Below are 16569 nucleotides of genomic sequence, written 5' to 3'. Positions count from 1 at the left end.
AAAATTTGGACGTGCCAGGGATCCCAATTTTCTGTGGTTAACTAGTATTTGTTGTTTTTTATCAAAGTAGTAGCTTATGGGTAAACCTGTGGATAACCTGTGGGTGAAATATGGATAACTCCAGTTATAAACTTATCCACAATACTATCCACAATCTTATCCACAAAAAACATGATGTTATCCACAGGTTATTTATGTTAGATTATGCCCCAGTTCAATGAGTGATTTTTTAGCTATTTTATATCATCACTTTTTAGGTGATAACTATAGGTTGTTTTCATTATCAACAAGTCAATACGTTGAAGAATACTTGTTATATTTAGAATATAGGGCTTTTACTTTTCATGATAGATACAGCAGCTATTTGGGATAAGTGTCTGAACGACTTACGTTATCATGTTAAAGATAACGTCTTTACTATGTGGTTAAGACCATTATCAGCACATCAAGAAGCACAAACTCTTATTATTCTTGCGCCGAATGATTATTTTGTCACATACATCAAAAAAAACCATTTGCATGATATTCAGCAGCTAGTGGCCAAACATAGCCAAGGTAGTATCGAAGAAGTTATTGTACGTGTGGATAATGCTGGTCGTGAGTCAGCTGAGAGTAATCAGGCGCAGGCAGACTCCTTGTTGGTAGCAGACAGTCCCTCCCCTACCCTGTCAAGTTATGACTCTGAAACCACACATCATCGCATTGCTAAAGCAGATATTGACGCTAATATGCGCCATACTGAATTGGTTCACTCTGCTGACGCCAAGTCTTTAAGTTACCTTAACCCAGATTTTACCTTCGAGACCTTCGTGACTGGTAAATCTAATAATCTAGCCTATAAAGCATGTTATGAGCTTAGCAAACGTCAATCAAAGAATCGTCATAATCCCTTGTTTATTTACGGTCCTTCAGGATTGGGAAAAACCCATTTAATGCATTCTGTTGCTCATCGCTATTTAAAAAATAATCGAAGTTTTTATTATTTCACTTCTGAAAAATTTATTAATCAATTAGTTTATTCATTAAGAAATAATAAAATAGAAGATTTTAAAAAGAAAATAAAAAAGGTTGATTTATTAATTGTAGATGATATTCATGTATTGGCTGGAAAAACAAAAAGTAGTAATGAATTTTTAACGTTATTTGCTGACTTTACTAGTGGTGATAAGCAGTTGATTTTGGCTTCTGATCGTCATCCATCACAAATGACGGAGTTTGATGAACGCTTTAGATCACGATTTTCTTGGGGGCTGACTGTGGCTGTTGATCCCCCCGAAATTGATACTCGTATGCAAATCTTGCAGAAGAAGGCAGCATCTTATGGAATGGCTCTTCCTAAAGAGTGCGCGCTGTTTATCGCTCAAAATGTGGTCTCTAATGTGAGGCGTTTGGAAGGCGCTTTAAATCAGGTATTTGCCAATGCCAATTTAACTGGGGCACCTATTACTCTTGAGATGGTGCAATATGCACTAAAAGATATCGTGGCAATGCGAGTACAATCCGTCAATATGGACAACATCCGTAAAGTGGTCGCAGAATATTATGACGTTACAGTGAAAGATATCATGGGACGTAAACGTACGCGTAGTATTGCAAGACCACGTCAAATAGCTATGGCGCTAGCACGTGAGCTCACGGGTGATAGCTTTCCTGAGATTGGACAGTCATTTGGCGGACGCGACCATACAACGGTCATGCATGCTTGTGATAAAGTCAATCAATTGCGAGCGGCTGATCCTGCTTTTGATAAGGATTATAAAACGCTTGCACTCATGTTACAGGCGGCATAAACCAGCCTAGAGATACTATATTTTAGTGGAGTGATATGGTTTATAATATTGAGCGCATAAGCGCACAGATAGTTGATGGATTATAGCCAGTAGACAAGGTATTATTAAACCATCGTTTGAATTTTATAAAAATAGAGTCATTTAAATATAGTGAGTTCAGTATAAAACCGATACCGTGAGACTGGGATAAATTTTACTTTACGCAGCCTTTGTCTGCGCAGGCACAGCACGCCAGAAAAATTTATACCAGTTCCGTGTTGAAATATAATGTATCTGTTCTATTTAGAATCGATATAGTTGGTAAAGGTAATAGTAGTAATTGGCTCGCTTATTGCTACTTATCCATGTAACCAATCTAGGTTGCTCGTATTTTCCAATAGCTTTTGCTTTTCTACTACTTATCACTTTCTCACTCTAAAAGAGTAACTGCTTATGAAATCTAACTTTTTGCCTGTCGTTAGCCAAAACTATATGTCGCAAATCTTACGTGTATTGCCGACAGCTATGCTAATAGCATTACCGTTATATAGTCATGCATTGCCATCAGATGCCAACCAACCCATTAAATTGTTGGCAGATAAAGCAACCTATAGTGAGCGTACAGGTGTCACCAGTTACTCTGGTAATGTCATTATTACCCAAGGAACATTAAAGCTTACCGCTGATGATATCACTGTGAATTTATCGCAGCAGCGCAGCATCAATTCAGCAGTGGCAACCGGACGTCCAGCAACCATGCAACAAGTTATCACTCAAGAAAAAGGACTAGCAAAAGGTCAGGCAAACAAGATTGATTATAATGCAGTGAGCGGTATTATTACTTTAACGGGTAATGCAAAACTGGTGCAAAACGGTGCTAGCTTTGCTGGTAATGTCATTCGTTATAGCCTAAAAGCTGGCGATGTCGAAGCGACAGCTGGTGGCAATCAGCGTGTTGAGTTGGTACTGCCGCCCAATAATAGTACCAATCAAAGCAGTATACGCTAAAATAATTTACCAAATCTTATAAGCATTTAAATTTGCCTTAGTATGAGTAACATATGAGTGACAACAGTAGTTTTAATAGCGACCTTGATGGTCATAATACATCTATGTTAAATAACACGTCTACGCCCATTGTTGAACGGCTGACAATGCAAAATTTAGGCAAACGTTACGGTAAGCGCTGGGTAGTCAAAGATGTCTCGTTCTCAGTTGAGCAAGGTCAAGTTGTTGGGCTGTTAGGGCCTAATGGTGCAGGTAAGACAACCAGCTTTTATATGGTGGTTGGTTTGGTCAATATGGACAAAGGCCGTGTGACCTTGGGCAAAATGGATTTGTCCAAGTATGCCATGCATGAGCGTGCCCGAGCTGGCATTGGTTATTTGCCACAAGAGGCCTCTATTTTTCGTAAGTTATCTATCGAAGAGAATATTTTAGCCATTCTACAAACTCGTAAAGAGCTATCAGCTACTCAGCAGACGCAAGAGCTTGAAAAGCTGATTGGAGAGTTTCATTTAGAGCATGTACGAAAATCATTAGGCATGAGCGTCTCAGGCGGTGAGCGTCGTCGCTGCGAGATTGCGCGTGCCTTAGCCGCTGACCCCAAGTTTATCTTGTTAGATGAGCCTTTCGCTGGGGTTGATCCCATCTCAGTTGGTGATATTAAAGATGTTATCTTAACATTAAAAAATCGAGGCATTGGCGTACTCATTACCGATCACAATGTACGCGAAACACTCGCTATCTGCGAAAAAGCTTACATTGTCTCAGAGGGCGCCATCATTGCCGAAGGTACGGCATGTGAAGTTTTAGACAATGAGCTGGTAAAATCGGTTTACTTAGGTAAAGATTTTCAAGTGTAGGTCATGGTTTGCATTGGCTTTTTATTGCTCAAAAAAGCACTAATAGGTGATTAAGCGTACACTGATAATGTCTCACTGACCTTGAGTTTTTGTCTGTCAACACCATTTAATTAAGGTATCTCAACTATTCGCCCATGGTCTTGGTCAGTGGCCATTGGCGTATATTCAACATGTCCAACCTTATTCTTTCTTATCAAAGCTATTACTAATTCATCATAATCTATGATGCCTCTTTTTCTTATCAAAGCTATTACTAATTCATCATAATCTATGATGCCTCTTTTTCTATAAATAACAGTATTTTGACCTCTTTTTAACTTGCAACTTAAATAGGGCGCATACACGATGGCAAAAAACAAAAGTAGCTACGTCTGTCAGCACTGCGGTGCGCATTTTGGTAAATGGTCAGGACAGTGCTCTGACTGTGGCGAATGGAACAGTTTGGTTGAAGCACCAAATGTCAGCATGCCGCATCATAATAAAAATACAGCCAAATCTGCTGCCAATCGAGCAGCACCGCGCAGTACAAACGGTAGTACGTCACCAGGGAACTATTCAGGAACGCAAAGTGCGGTTATGCCACTTAACGCCGTTAGCATGACATTAGATACCCGACTACCAACAGGTATTAGCGAGTTTGACCGAGTATTGGGCGGCGGGCTGGTAGCGGGTTCCGTGGTACTAATAGGTGGTGATCCAGGTATTGGTAAATCTACCATCTTACTTCAAACAGCGACCAATATGGCGCGTGCTGATTCATTAGCAGGTAGTGCGCTTTATGTCACAGGGGAAGAATCACTGGCACAGGTGGCGATGCGAGCCAAACGTCTAGACCTACCTGCTGATCGCTTGCGAGTGTTGGCTGAGACAAATGTAGAAACCATTTGTGCTGCCTTGACTCAAGAGCAGCCTGCTATCGCGATTATTGATTCGATTCAGACCATTTATACGGATGCCATCAATTCGGCTCCAGGCGGTGTGAGTCAAATACGTGAGTCGGCAGCTATTTTGACTCGTTATGCCAAACAAACGGGAACGGCTTTATTTTTGGTTGGACATGTGACCAAAGAAGGTACGCTTGCGGGACCACGTGTGCTTGAGCATATGGTTGACACAGTTTTGTACTTTGAAGGACAGTCTGACTCACGATTTCGTATGATCCGTGCGGTCAAAAACCGCTTTGGCGCGGTCAATGAGTTGGGCATCTTTGGGATGACAGATATGGGTCTTAAAGAGGTTGCCAACCCATCTGCTATATTTCTAAGCCGCTATGATAAGCCTGTTGCAGGATCAGTGGTTATGGTTAGCCGTGAAGGTACGCGCCCGCTATTGGTTGAGGTACAAGCGTTAGTCGATGACTCACAAGGACAGCCAAGACGTATGGCTTTAGGGCTTGATTTTCAGCGTCTATCGATGCTGCTTGCTGTGATGCACCGTCATGGCGGTATCCATACCAGTGGACAAGACGTTTATGTCAATGTAGTTGGCGGCGTCAAAGTAATAGAAACGGGCTCTGATTTGGCAGTACTATTAGCTTGTGCGTCAAGTATTAGAGAAAAGCCATTACCTTCATCATTGGCAGTGTTTGGTGAGGTAGGTTTGTCAGGTGAAATTCGCCCTGTACCAAACGGGCAAGAGCGCTTAAAAGAAGCCATGAAGCATGGTTTTACTCACGCTATTATCCCAAAGTCAAACGCGCCTGCCAGTGACTCACCGCAGTTTAAGGGTATTGTCGTACATGCTGTAGAGCGCCTAGATGATGCAATAGAAAGAGCGTTTGAGATTTACTAGCTATGTCAATAAGAGTATATGTCAATAAAATAACTTCTAAAAACAATATCCACAAAAAAAGTGTCAAACTTATCTGAGTTTGACACTTTTTTATATTTTTACGCGCTTTGCAGATGGCTAATTTTTACATGCTTGCTTTTACATGCTTATAGTTCTCATACAATTTTACAAGCGTCGACTTTAGAATAAAACTATGGACCTGAAACACGTTCAATTGACACGTTACCAACGCCTTTATTGGTAATACCCAAACGTTTGGCTGCGCCATAAGACAAATCTAGAACGCGATTGCCGTGGAATGGACCTCGATCATTCACCTTTACAACCACACTTTTGCCATTGGTTTTATTGGTCACTTTTACGTAGCAATTCAAGGGCAACGAGCGATGAGCAGCAGTCAGACCATTCATATCAAAAGTATCACCGCTGGCCGTTTTACGACCATGAAACTTACGGCCATACCAAGAAGCAAGGCCAGTTTGCTTAAATTTACTCACAGAATTAGAAGCAACAGCAGTCAATCGCTCTAATACATCTTCATCATCGGTAACTTGACTCGTATCATCAGCTAGCAAAGAGCTGTTAATAGCTAGCGATACTGGTTGACGTGCAGATTTTACCAAGCTTGAAGCATTATCATGTTGACGAGTAAGCTCACCAAGGACACGATCAATATGGGAGGCGTTATCTTGAGACAAAGTTGTAAGAGACGTTTTTGCTTCAACTGCGTTAGCATTAGAAGCTACTGCAGAGCCAGCAAACAAACACACTGACATTGTAAGTAGACCAGATAGACGCTTATTCATAGGTACCTCTATAACTTATATATTAAGACCTAATATTTAAAACCTTATGTCGAGCACGACAAAAACGAATGACTCTAATAGCGTGATAGCTTTACTATACTTACCGACAGTACAAGAGCTATAGAGTAGGATTAGTCTTTATATAGGTTTTAAGATATAGACAATCTTTACGGTGCAAATTAATAAAACAAAACCAGTCATCAATAAAACAAAAATATAACTACAATAGTTTGTTATGATTCCGTTAATTTAGGTAGTAGCTTTGAAAAACTAATTGCTCAATATACAGAGTAGCTACGTCTAAAATATAATTAATTGCAATCTTTTTTATTAACTATGTATTGGTTATGTATCAAAGAGTATTAAAAAGAGAGTAACGCAATTTTTTGTAAATGGCAAGTGCTAATAATTAATAACAAATGTCAATTATATATAAAGACATAACAGTATAATTGAATGACTTTGGAAACATTTATGTAACAATAACAATAATTTATATTTTCTATATGCTTAATATTTGTGAATTATTTATTAGGATTACTTTCTTAAATTGTAAAGAAACTTTCTAAAATTTATACATTCTCTTTATATTTATTAATACGAATTTTCCTTTTTAAAATGTTTTTATATATATATTATATTGTGAATATATATAAATGAGTATAAATTAACTTTCCATTTTATATCTCAGCTTGTTCACTTGGTTTTTATGAACTTTTTTTGACTTTAATTTGCATTTTCCTAATATTATTTAAAGTCTATAGCAATAGCGTGTTTATAAACTTATTGCATGGAAAATTAACTGCATATAAGATTTGGGTTAAAGAATAAAAAACCTGCTACATAGTTCCATAAGCAGGTAACGTGTGATCTTATATGATGCTCAACTTTGTTTAGGTCTAATCGCTCTTATGAGTATGGATAGACATCAAAAGTCCAAACCCTCCCATTAATGTCACGATTGCAGTGCCGCCATAACTAATAAAGGGTAGAGGTACGCCGACTACAGGTAAGATGCCTCCTACCATACCGACATTGACAAAAACATAAACAAAAAACGACATGGCAATAGCGCCAGCCAATAGGCGACTATAATTGTCGGGATGCGTAAAAGCAATATAGAGCGCACGTACCAATAAGCATGCGTATATCAGCATCAGTAGTATCACGCCAAATAAGCCAAACTCTTCTGAAAAAGCTGCGATAATAAAATCTGTATGGCCTTCAGGCAAAAAATGCAGTTGTGATTGTGTGCCCTCTAAATAACCTTTACCTGACAAACCGCCAGAACCTATGGCTGTCTTTGACTGAATGATATTCCAGCCTGCTCCTTGGACATCGGCTTCAGGGTTTAGCAGCGTTAGTACGCGTGTGCGCTGATAATCATGTAATAAAAAATTCCAAGCAATAGCGACAAGAGGTATGGCTAGGATGGCTGCGGCTGAAATCAGTCGCCAAGATAGCCCTGCTAAAAACAGAACAAAGAGCCCGCTTGCTGCTACCAACAATGATGTACCAAGATCTGGCTCTTTTGCAATTAGTATGACTGGTACAATGATAATGCACAAAGTAATCATGATACTAGAATATGATGGCGGCAAATCTCGTTTAGATAAAAACCATGCACACATCATTGGCATGCCAAGCTTCATAAATTCTGATGGCTGAACGCTGCCAAATCCTGGTAAATTTATCCAGCGCTGTGCACCCATTCGTACTTCACCAATAATCTCAACCAATACCAGTAATATTAGTCCCATTACATAAAATACAGGCGTCAACGTACGATAGAGACTAGGCGGTACTTGCGCCATAATAAACATGACTGTAAAAGCGACCCCATAGCTGACTGTCTGCCTTAGAACCATACCAACATCTTGAGTCGAGGCACTATATAAGATAGTCAACCCAATACAGCAGATAAGTAGTAACAGTATCGTTAACCACGGGTCTATATGAATATGTTGCAACAGTGTTCGTTCATGACGTTGACCGAAATGATGGCTTTGGCGCGAAAAGCGATACTGGGGATTGGAGGACATAAGCAAGAGTGACTGTAATCAAGGGAGGTATATGGAAAGGATTGGTTTAGAAGTATTTGTCATATAGTGGTAAAAGAATGATCTAATTATAAAAAATGACAATACTAGAGGCAAATAGCAAGATTATTCACCATTATCAGGAGCGATAGTTTAGCTTGCTTGCGTAAAATTTGATAGTATCGATAAAATATTTATTAGTAATAACGACTCACATGACTTATGCAAATAATAGACTTTATAAGTCTTTCTATAAATCTGTCTGCAAACAGACTGATATGTTTATTCTTCAAAAAGACATCTATCCCTCTATAACTCTAAAATCCTATATGACATCAATTATCAAGCCCTTAGCTATATTCATTGTTTGTAGTAGCAGTATCGTTGGACATGCTGCGATTTTGAATGATAGCGAGCGCCGTATTCAAGTACGTCATAGTAGTAGCAATGCTTATGTTGCACCTTCTACCAATACCAGATCGACCGTACTAGGTGGCGATAGTATGCAAGGTTTAATTGAACAAAAACAACGCGAGTATGAGTTTGAGGCCAAACTATCGATTGAAGAAAATAAACGAGTAAATGTTAATACTCGTCGACCCAATTATAATACGTCAAGCATTAGAAAGGTGACGTATAATCCTAAGTACAATACAGCCAGTAATACTTATAATAGTATGGCCAGTATAGATTTTGATGACTGGTTAAATAGTAATAGCTTTCGGGCGCAAGAGGTTGCCAATTATCATCGTTATTTAAGCGCACAGATTGGCGCTCAAAACGTACCGCCACTTGAAGAGCTACTCACTACCGCACGTAGCTGGGATAAATGTGGCTATGAGCCTTATCAGCTACCGCCCCAAGAGTTGTGGTCAAATATCGTCCCTACTTTAAGGCTTTATACCAATCTAAAAAATCAGGGTATCTTGCCTGCAAGTAGTAAGATACGTTCGGTATATCGTAGTCCAGGACTCAATGGCTGTGCAGGTGGGGCAAATAATAGCAAACATATGACTGCGGGAGCTATAGATATTTGGGTACCTGAATACGCAAATGATTTTTGGCAGCTAAGCAACTTACAAGATAATTTATGCCAGTATTGGCAATATCAAGGTCAATCTCATAATTTTGGGCTAGGGTTGTACTCAACTGGTGCGATTCATCTAGATACGCAAGGCTATCGAAAATGGGGGTTTCATCATACTAGTAGTAGCTCGTCATGTCGTTACTAAACCCAAGCAGTAGGTTAGCTTAATGGGCAGAACAAGGTAAAATCCACGACACTAAGTTATTTAAGTATGATTAATGTATTAAGCATGTTTCGAGCCCAAGATAAGTGTCATATTATCGTTTGATTGAACCTTTAGTCATTAAAAGCTGGTCACGTAATCTCAAACCGTGTTCTAATATTGTTAGATAATTGTCCATATTTTATATGGTTTCTTGTTTAAAAAACAAAAAACCATGGTTTGATAAAAGCAGGATTTATGAAGGGTTTTCGCTCAATAATATCAAATGTCTACCGTTTGCATTTAAAGAATATGTTTCATACTCAATCGAATATGCCGTATCTGGCATTGATTGCTATTACGCTATTAGTTGTGCTCATTAGTCATTCTTGTCGCCCAGAACTCTCTGTTGATCATCAAACCAATACTATAATGAATGCGCAAAAACAACTTGAAGCTGCAAAAATTGAAGATAATATAAAAAACTCTTATGCACGCTTAGCTGCCAATCGCACAGATATCTGTCCCAAACTATTACAAAAAGATATGGGCAGTAGTAATATTGAGCGAGTTGATGAGGTAATGGTCGATGATTATTGCGATTATTTTTTATACCTAGATACTGGGCAGCGTCTTGATGTCGATGTCGACAACAGACAAATTGAGGCACTATTAATTGTGCCTACTATACATAATTTTGCTAATGGGGAATACCAAGTAGCATCTTATGATAAACATGTGATCCGATTGGCTTATAATGGAGCCACATATAAGCCTGAACGCTTAAGCTACGATGTGGCGATAACGGTTACGGACTAAATATCTATAGCGTCTCTTTTCATGTTGCATCAAAACCTTCTGCTAAAAATATTACTGACTGTTTACTTCTTTATTTTTCCAAGGGTCATCCTGTCCGACAGTGACGATTAAGAATTTGTCTGGCTCAAGGGTATTGCGTAGGGTCTGATTGACTCCTGATAGCTTTACATTGTCAATACGCGTTATATAATCCGTCAAATAGTTGTCTGGCAATTGATAAAAATTCATCATTCCTAGCAATCCATTAATCCCCGCATTGCTTGCAAAGCCCATGGGAAAACTATTCTTCATATTGTCCGTAGTTAGACGCATCTCATTATTAGTAATCCCGCTATCTAACGTATCATCAATAACTGCTAAGCTGGCATCAATAGCATCAAGAGCCTTATCATTGCGTGTCGAAAAACCTATTTGATAAGGACCACGAGCCAGCATTGGATTCATAGAGCCTGATATACCATAGGTATAACCGAGGTTTTGACGAATCTCAGTCATTAAACGCGCATTAAAATTACCACCTGCTAATACTTCGTTGCCAATAGCAAAGTTGGTTTGTTGTTGCTGCGCTTGAGGATCGGTGGCGCGCTTACTACCTAATTGACCCATCAATACTGTGGTTTGGGTGCTAGGAAAGGGGATATGGATATGCTGTGCTTGGGTGAGAGGTTTCGGCTCAGGTAAAGCATCAGCTGCCATACCTTTAGGTAAATTAGCAGTAATGTCTTCAGCGAGTTTTTTAGCTTGAGCGAGCGTCAAGTTACCAGTCATTGCTAATGAAGCGTTGGCAGCGACAAGGTAGCGGTTTTGAAAATCAGTCAGATCTTTTTTCTCGATGCTAGGTACAGTCTCAAGCGTGCCTGATGAAGGATGAGCATAAGGATGATTGCCATATAGTGCTTCATCAAAAGCGAGGCTGGCAAGGCTATTAGGATCTTGTTTTTGTTGTTGCAAGCCAACCAATAAACGTGCTTTATTACGCGCTAAAATTGATTGATCAAAATTTGGCTTTGTCAGTATTTGCGTCATCAAGTCAATGGCAGGTAAAAGATGATCGTCATCAGAGAGGCTACGTAACGAGACGATAAACATATCTTTATAGGCACTACTATTTAAATTGATCCCTAGTGTTTCGACCGCCCGCGTAAAGTCATCTTCGTTCAAGCTTTCAGTGCCTTGTGTGAGCATCGTCGCAGTCATATTGGCAATACCAAAACCGTTTGCACGTATATTACCATCGCGTGCGCTACCAGCATTAAAACGCAAATCAATATCGACGATAGGTAGCGTGGTTGCGCGTACAAAAGACACGGGCACGCCAGTTGTAGTTTTAAAGTGTTCGATAGTTGGTACAGTCACTTGTAACGGTTTAACGTCGTTAAGGCTAGTAAGCTTAGACAATGCGGCAATAGGTGCGTTTGCATCGATCGCAGCAGTAGGCTCACGATATTCTTCAGCACCGACTGAGTCTGCATAAGCTGGAGTAATAAACACAGTCAAACCTAACATGATGCTGGCATTGAGATAGGACTTACGAACAAGTTTGGATTGGCTGAAATCTTTATGTTGAGACGTTTTTTTTATCAGGGATGTAAAATTTTTTAGAGTCATTTCTTTCTTCTTATAAATGTTCTTAAATAATGAGTTTCTTAAAAATGGAGTGCAGAACTATGGCAAACATTACAATCTTGTTTCTCGCACGGAGTTTTAAGCATTGATTGTTAATTATTCACTTGTGTTTTGCTTGTCTCAGCTTTATCCGTCTTTTCTTTAGGTGGTACGATATGCATTACCGTCAAATTATCTTTTACGAGATACTTTTTGCTAGCAGACTGAATATCAGCGACGCTCACGCCATCAAGCTTTGCAGGTAAGCTTGCAAGCAGTCTGTCATCAAGCCCGATAGATTGCAGCGAACCTATCATGCGTGCTTGGCCTTGCATGCTGTCTTGCGCATATACTAAGCCTGTAACGGTGTTGGTTTTGGCACGACTTATTTCATCAGCATTGATAGGATCAGTGGCGAGTTTATTAATTTCAGCCGTAATAGCATCCTGTGCTTGCGTTAAGCTCACGCCCTCACGCGGGGTTGCTTGAATTAAGAACAGTCCATCACCGCGATCAAGTAAGTCATAAGAAGTTCCGACGCTGGTGAGTAAACCTTGCTCGCGTATGAGTCGGCTCTCTAAGCGCGCCGATAACCCGCCATCTAAGACATCTTGGGCAAGTGAAAGCGCATAAGCCTGCTTTTCATTGTCCGAGCCAACGGTTGTTAGGCTAGGGACGTTATAACCCATTAATAATACGGGCACTTGTACTGCCTGCTCAGAGTCAACTTTTTTATAACCACGAAAGCCTTGTTGCTTTACTGCAGGGCGTGTTGGTAATTTGCTGGCAGGCAGATCACCGAAGTAGCGTTTAACTTGCGCCAAGACCTCTTCTGGGTCAACGTCACCGACGATGACTAAGGTTGCATTATTAGGTGCATACCAAGTCTTATACCAATCTTTTAACTCTGCCAGTTCAATCGATTCAAGCTCGCTCATCGGTCCGATGACAGACTCACCTTTAGGACTATCAGGTAGGGCTAATAGTCGAAACGATTCGTAAGCTTTGGCAAGAGGGTTGTCGTCAGTACGCTGGCGGCGCTCTTCCATAACTACTTGATGCTCTTTAACAAAAGCTTTTTCATCAAAGACTAGATTGGTCATGCGATCTGCTTCTAATTCTAAGGCTAAAGGCATTCTATTGGCTGGGAATAGCTCATAGTAGCCAGTGTAATCGTAGCTGGTAAAAGCGTTATTAACGCCGCCAAACTTAGCAATCAAGCGTTCATAGTCATCACTTGATACATTCGCTGTCCCTTTAAACATCATGTGTTCAAGCAAATGTGAGATGCCGCCTTTGTTTAACGGCTCATCTGCCGAGCCAACCCGATACCAGATCTGCGTCATCACCACTGGCGCACGATGATCTTCTTTAACGATGATTTTTAGTCCATTTTCTAACTGATATTCATGCCGACCTGACATATCGATAGCCAAATCCGAACTCGCGGCTGGCTTAGCAATTACTGAGTCAGGCGTAGCCGTTTGCTGGAAGTTGCTGGTTTGACATGCAGTCAAAGTAGTGGCAAGCGCTAAGGCACAAACAACGCGTAGCGAGGTAGCAGATAATGATGAAGACAAGGACATAGGGTTTTCTACTTATAAAACAGTGGATAATGAATTTTGGCTAAAAATAAAAAAAGTTTAAGCGCCTAAAAGCTAAATGCAAGGTACTATATTGTTTTATGTCCACCAACGATGACACTGGCGGTTGGTTTAAATTCTTGCGTTGTGCTACAGCCGGTAGTTGATAACAGGAGTATGGAGATAACTGTTGCAAGTCCAATATTAATAATAGGTGCCAAACGAGAAGGTCGTGCGTCAAGGTTATTATTGGCTTTATAAGTTGATATGGGTAGTATTGACGATGACATAAGTATTCCTAATATTTAGTTTGTATAAGGAGCGATTTTTAAACTCACCTTTCATCTCAGTATGGCGCTACAAATATTACAAAATCTTTTTTAGATCATTAATCAAGTCAGCTGTTGGCTCTAATGCTTGCAAAGATGCGCAGCCGACTGTCGAAAAAGACAATATTGCTAACAGCAAGGATAGACCTAGAAGATTAGCTTTTCTATTGATAAGAGCATACTTAGTGTCAGATTCTATAGACCTTGATAAATGCTTGCGCTGTGGTAAAGATACATGTTTTGAGATGCAGGTTTGTGTTAAAAATGGCATAGCAGTTCCTACTCAGTGAATAAAGAGACTGGACGTCTAACGAATAGCACAAGGTGAGTAAATATAAGCTTGACTGTAGCGAAATTTACTTTTATCAAGGTCAGATTTTTGTGTCTAAACCTTAACCAAATTCTATGATAACTCTACTATTACTGTATCATTAGCTATCACGGTCAGCGCTAAGCGATACTTGAATTATGCTAAACTAGCACAAAAATGAAGCTTTCGTTTTGATGAAATTAAATATACTGATGTTAATTGCACCATTATCCATTACAAAATAAATATATTACTGACATTATGAACTTTTAGGGCAAGCTTATGAACAATCCAAATAATGCCAATCGCGTGGTCATCAACCTTGATGGTAGTCTTGATGATTTAGATGACGATGATATTACCTTACCAAGTCTACCGACGCAATCAGTCCCCATTATCGATGAGCCTGACACCGTCATCAAAGCTGATGAGCAAAACCACGACGTCAGTCAGACGACAAGCGCAGACACAGCAGGTGCAGAGTCAGCAGAACATATAGCGTTGGGTGCACCGATTATAATGCCTGAAGGGCAGCGTACGGGCGATGATGCTCTGGTTAGTAATGACCAAATTGAAAACAAAGTTAGTCCTACTGCTATACCCAAAATGCCGCTACAAGAGCAGTGGACTGATAATACTGCCAGCAAGCATTTACCTGTTGGCGCCAAACAAGCCAGCATCGACGATGCTGTAAAACAAGCTGCACCAAGTACGCCCCAAGCATTGGCTGGCGATGCTACAAGCCAAAAAGAATCGCTGCAAGAAGACGAGACGCAGGGTCGCCAAAAAGGCAGCTGGTTCAACCGCATGAAATCGGGGCTAAGTAAGTCGCGTAAGAATCTTGCAGAAGGTATGGTGAGTATTCTTATTGGCGGTAAAGAGATCGACGATGAGCTGTTAGAAGAGGTGGAAGATCAGCTGCTAGTTGCTGACATTGGTGTCAATGCAACCAACCGTATTATCAAGAGTTTAACTGAGCAAACCACGCGCGGTGATTTGATTTATGCGCATTCATTATATAAAGCACTGCAAAGTGAGCTTGTGGATATATTAACGCCAAAAGTTGCGCCCTTGGTCGTCGATACAAGCAAAAAACCATTTGTTATCTTGGTAGTGGGTGTTAATGGTGTGGGTAAAACGACCACCATCGGTAAGCTTGCCAAGCGCTTACAAGGCGAGGGTAAATCAGTCATGTTGGCAGCTGGTGACACTTTCCGCGCTGCCGCCACTGAACAGCTACAAATCTGGGGGGAGCGTAACAGCATTCCGGTTGTGGCTCAAGGCCACGGCTCAGATAGTGCTTCTGTTATCTTTGATGCCATGCAATCTGCCAAAGCCAAAAATATTGATGTGTTGATAGCTGACACCGCTGGGCGCTTGCAAAACAAAACGCATCTGATGGCAGAGCTTGAAAAAGTAGTACGTGTCATGCGTAAAGCGGATCCAAGTGCGCCTCATGAGGGAATGATCGTTCTTGATGCGGGTACAGGTCAAAACGCCATTAACCAAGTGGAGCTGTTTAATAAAGTAGTGCCATTAACGGGCATTACCATTACTAAACTAGATGGTACTGCTAAAGGCGGCGTTGTATTTAACATTGCCGAAACCACGGATGTACCTATTCGCTATATTGGGGTTGGTGAGTCAATCGATGATTTGCGTGCCTTTAGTCCAAAGCAGTTTGTCGCAGCACTTTTTGATACAAATGAAAGTTAAGCTTTTTTGCAGTTTTGGTATTATCTTATTGGCACTAAGTTGGAGACAGTTATGATAGTCACTACAGCAAGATTTGATCAATATCAGCTAATTATAATGGCCAATGCCAGTAAAAATAATACGCCCAAGCTGACTGAAGTTAACTGGCTTGTAGAAGGTCAGTCATGGCGTCACTCAAAATCATTCGCTAAGCTCAAAAAGCACTACCAGCTTAGCGATGATGATTTTATATTTATAGACAAAAACGACTTAAACAGTAATGATGCTACTCAATCTTTACTACTGACGGCCATCGACCAGCTTTATGAATATACCAATGGCAAACGCAATACTTTTGCTCTGCCATTAGACATCTCTTTGGGTACCGAATTTCAGCAGCAGGTATGGCAAGCTCTACAAGGTATCAATCATGGCGAAACCATCAGCTATGCGACACTGGCAAAGCGCATTGGCAATCCTAAGGGCTTTCGTGCGGTGGCTAACGCTAATGGCAAAAACCCTTTTAGTATTATTATTCCTTGTCACCGAGTGATTGCTAGTGATGGCAAGCTGGGTGGTTATACTGGTGGATTAGATAAGAAGCGTTATCTACTTGAGCTTGAGGGGTCGATGAGCGTTATCTACTTGAGCTTGAGGGGTCGATGAGCAAGTTCTAATTATAGTAAAAGTGTATGAGAAGCAAGAAAGCCAAACGCTAAAAACGTTTGG

12 protein-coding genes and 1 pseudogene are annotated in these 16569 nt (G+C 40.4%); 8 read left to right on the top strand and 5 right to left on the bottom strand.

The features are described from left to right. Positions 1-344: 344 nt before the first annotated feature. From dnaA to radA, 4 genes are all read left to right on the top strand, one after another. On the top strand, positions 345-1790 hold the full coding sequence (dnaA, locus tag PENNN9_RS06670) for a chromosomal replication initiator protein DnaA (protein ID WP_058368924.1): 1446 nt from the start codon (positions 345-347) through the stop codon (positions 1788-1790). A 471-nt stretch (positions 1791-2261) separates the two neighbouring features. Next, positions 2262-2777, top strand: coding sequence for a lipopolysaccharide transport periplasmic protein LptA (lptA, locus tag PENNN9_RS06665; RefSeq protein ID WP_178379363.1), 516 nt, complete (start codon positions 2262-2264; stop codon positions 2775-2777). Between the two features lie 104 nt (positions 2778-2881). Continuing rightward, positions 2882-3634: an LPS export ABC transporter ATP-binding protein gene (gene lptB, locus PENNN9_RS06660; RefSeq protein WP_058368925.1), complete on the top strand. Its 753-nt coding sequence runs from the start codon at positions 2882-2884 to the stop codon at positions 3632-3634. A 345-nt stretch (positions 3635-3979) separates the two neighbouring features. Beyond that, entirely contained in the window at positions 3980-5425 is a 1446-nt protein-coding gene (gene radA, locus PENNN9_RS06655; RefSeq protein ID WP_058368922.1) for a DNA repair protein RadA, read from the top strand. A gap of 191 nt (positions 5426-5616) precedes the next feature. Here the strand turns inward: radA and PENNN9_RS13640 are convergent. Together PENNN9_RS13640 and rodA are read right to left on the bottom strand one after the other, a co-directional pair. Next, positions 5617-5958, bottom strand: a pseudogene (locus PENNN9_RS13640) (septal ring lytic transglycosylase RlpA family protein); the annotation flags it as partial. A gap of 1172 nt (positions 5959-7130) precedes the next feature. Further along, on the bottom strand, positions 7131-8273 hold the full coding sequence (rodA, locus tag PENNN9_RS06645; protein WP_058368920.1) for a rod shape-determining protein RodA: 1143 nt from the start codon (positions 8271-8273) through the stop codon (positions 7131-7133). 275 nt (positions 8274-8548) lie between these two features. Here rodA and PENNN9_RS06640 point away from each other — a divergent pair, with 275 nt between their 5' ends. Further along, positions 8549-9502, top strand: coding sequence for a D-Ala-D-Ala carboxypeptidase family metallohydrolase (locus tag PENNN9_RS06640; RefSeq protein ID WP_227511752.1), 954 nt, complete (start codon positions 8549-8551; stop codon positions 9500-9502). A gap of 255 nt (positions 9503-9757) precedes the next feature. Further along, positions 9758-10318 carry a hypothetical protein gene (locus PENNN9_RS06635; protein WP_143505656.1) on the top strand — a complete coding sequence of 187 codons (561 nt, stop codon included), beginning with the start codon at positions 9758-9760 and terminating at the stop codon, positions 10316-10318. 51 nt (positions 10319-10369) lie between these two features. Here the strand turns inward: PENNN9_RS06635 and PENNN9_RS06630 are convergent, their stop codons facing one another. The 3 genes from PENNN9_RS06630 to PENNN9_RS06620 form a co-directional block, all read right to left on the bottom strand. Next, entirely contained in the window at positions 10370-11824 is a 1455-nt protein-coding gene (locus PENNN9_RS06630) for a M16 family metallopeptidase (protein ID WP_075103094.1), read from the bottom strand. 212 nt (positions 11825-12036) lie between these two features. Then, positions 12037-13509, bottom strand: a complete 1473-nt coding sequence (locus PENNN9_RS06625; protein ID WP_058368916.1) for a M16 family metallopeptidase — start codon at positions 13507-13509, stop codon at positions 12037-12039. Between the two features lie 86 nt (positions 13510-13595). Beyond that, positions 13596-13796 carry a hypothetical protein gene (locus PENNN9_RS06620; protein ID WP_058368915.1) on the bottom strand — a complete coding sequence of 67 codons (201 nt, stop codon included), beginning with the start codon at positions 13794-13796 and terminating at the stop codon, positions 13596-13598. A gap of 1156 nt (positions 13797-14952) precedes the next feature. Between PENNN9_RS06620 and ftsY the strand changes: the two genes are divergently transcribed. Together ftsY and PENNN9_RS06605 are read left to right on the top strand one after the other, a co-directional pair. Continuing rightward, positions 14953-15861, top strand: coding sequence for a signal recognition particle-docking protein FtsY (ftsY, locus tag PENNN9_RS13385; RefSeq protein ID WP_256713858.1), 909 nt, complete (start codon positions 14953-14955; stop codon positions 15859-15861). A 51-nt stretch (positions 15862-15912) separates the two neighbouring features. After that, positions 15913-16506 (top strand): methylated-DNA--[protein]-cysteine S-methyltransferase, encoded by a 594-nt coding sequence (locus PENNN9_RS06605; protein ID WP_058368912.1) that lies wholly within the window; start codon positions 15913-15915, stop codon positions 16504-16506. Positions 16507-16569: the final 63 nt, after the last annotated feature.

Origin of the sequence: Psychrobacter sp. ENNN9_III (assembly GCF_001462175.1) — a bacterium.
GTDB lineage: Bacteria > Pseudomonadota > Gammaproteobacteria > Pseudomonadales > Moraxellaceae > Psychrobacter.
This window is presented reverse-complemented; position numbering and strand designations above follow the sequence as displayed.

What these genes read in the sequence shown, in the direction of transcription:
- PENNN9_RS06605 (WP_058368912.1), top strand. Translation starts at nt 15,913, where the DNA reads ATGATAGTCACTACAGCAAGATTTGATCAATATCAGCTAATTATAATG.
- lptA (WP_178379363.1), top strand. Translation starts at nt 2,262, where the DNA reads ATGTCGCAAATCTTACGTGTATTGCCGACAGCTATGCTAATAGCATTA.
- PENNN9_RS06640 (WP_227511752.1), top strand. Translation starts at nt 8,549, where the DNA reads ATGTTTATTCTTCAAAAAGACATCTATCCCTCTATAACTCTAAAATCC.
- dnaA (WP_058368924.1), top strand. Translation starts at nt 345, where the DNA reads ATGATAGATACAGCAGCTATTTGGGATAAGTGTCTGAACGACTTACGT.
- rodA (WP_058368920.1), bottom strand. Translation starts at nt 8,273, where the DNA reads ATGTCCTCCAATCCCCAGTATCGCTTTTCGCGCCAAAGCCATCATTTC.
- lptB (WP_058368925.1), top strand. Translation starts at nt 2,882, where the DNA reads ATGTTAAATAACACGTCTACGCCCATTGTTGAACGGCTGACAATGCAA.
- ftsY (WP_256713858.1), top strand. Translation starts at nt 14,953, where the DNA reads ATGAAATCGGGGCTAAGTAAGTCGCGTAAGAATCTTGCAGAAGGTATG.
- PENNN9_RS06620 (WP_058368915.1), bottom strand. Translation starts at nt 13,796, where the DNA reads ATGTCATCGTCAATACTACCCATATCAACTTATAAAGCCAATAATAAC.
- radA (WP_058368922.1), top strand. Translation starts at nt 3,980, where the DNA reads ATGGCAAAAAACAAAAGTAGCTACGTCTGTCAGCACTGCGGTGCGCAT.
- PENNN9_RS06635 (WP_143505656.1), top strand. Translation starts at nt 9,758, where the DNA reads ATGAAGGGTTTTCGCTCAATAATATCAAATGTCTACCGTTTGCATTTA.
- PENNN9_RS06625 (WP_058368916.1), bottom strand. Translation starts at nt 13,509, where the DNA reads ATGTCCTTGTCTTCATCATTATCTGCTACCTCGCTACGCGTTGTTTGT.
- PENNN9_RS06630 (WP_075103094.1), bottom strand. Translation starts at nt 11,824, where the DNA reads ATGTTAGGTTTGACTGTGTTTATTACTCCAGCTTATGCAGACTCAGTC.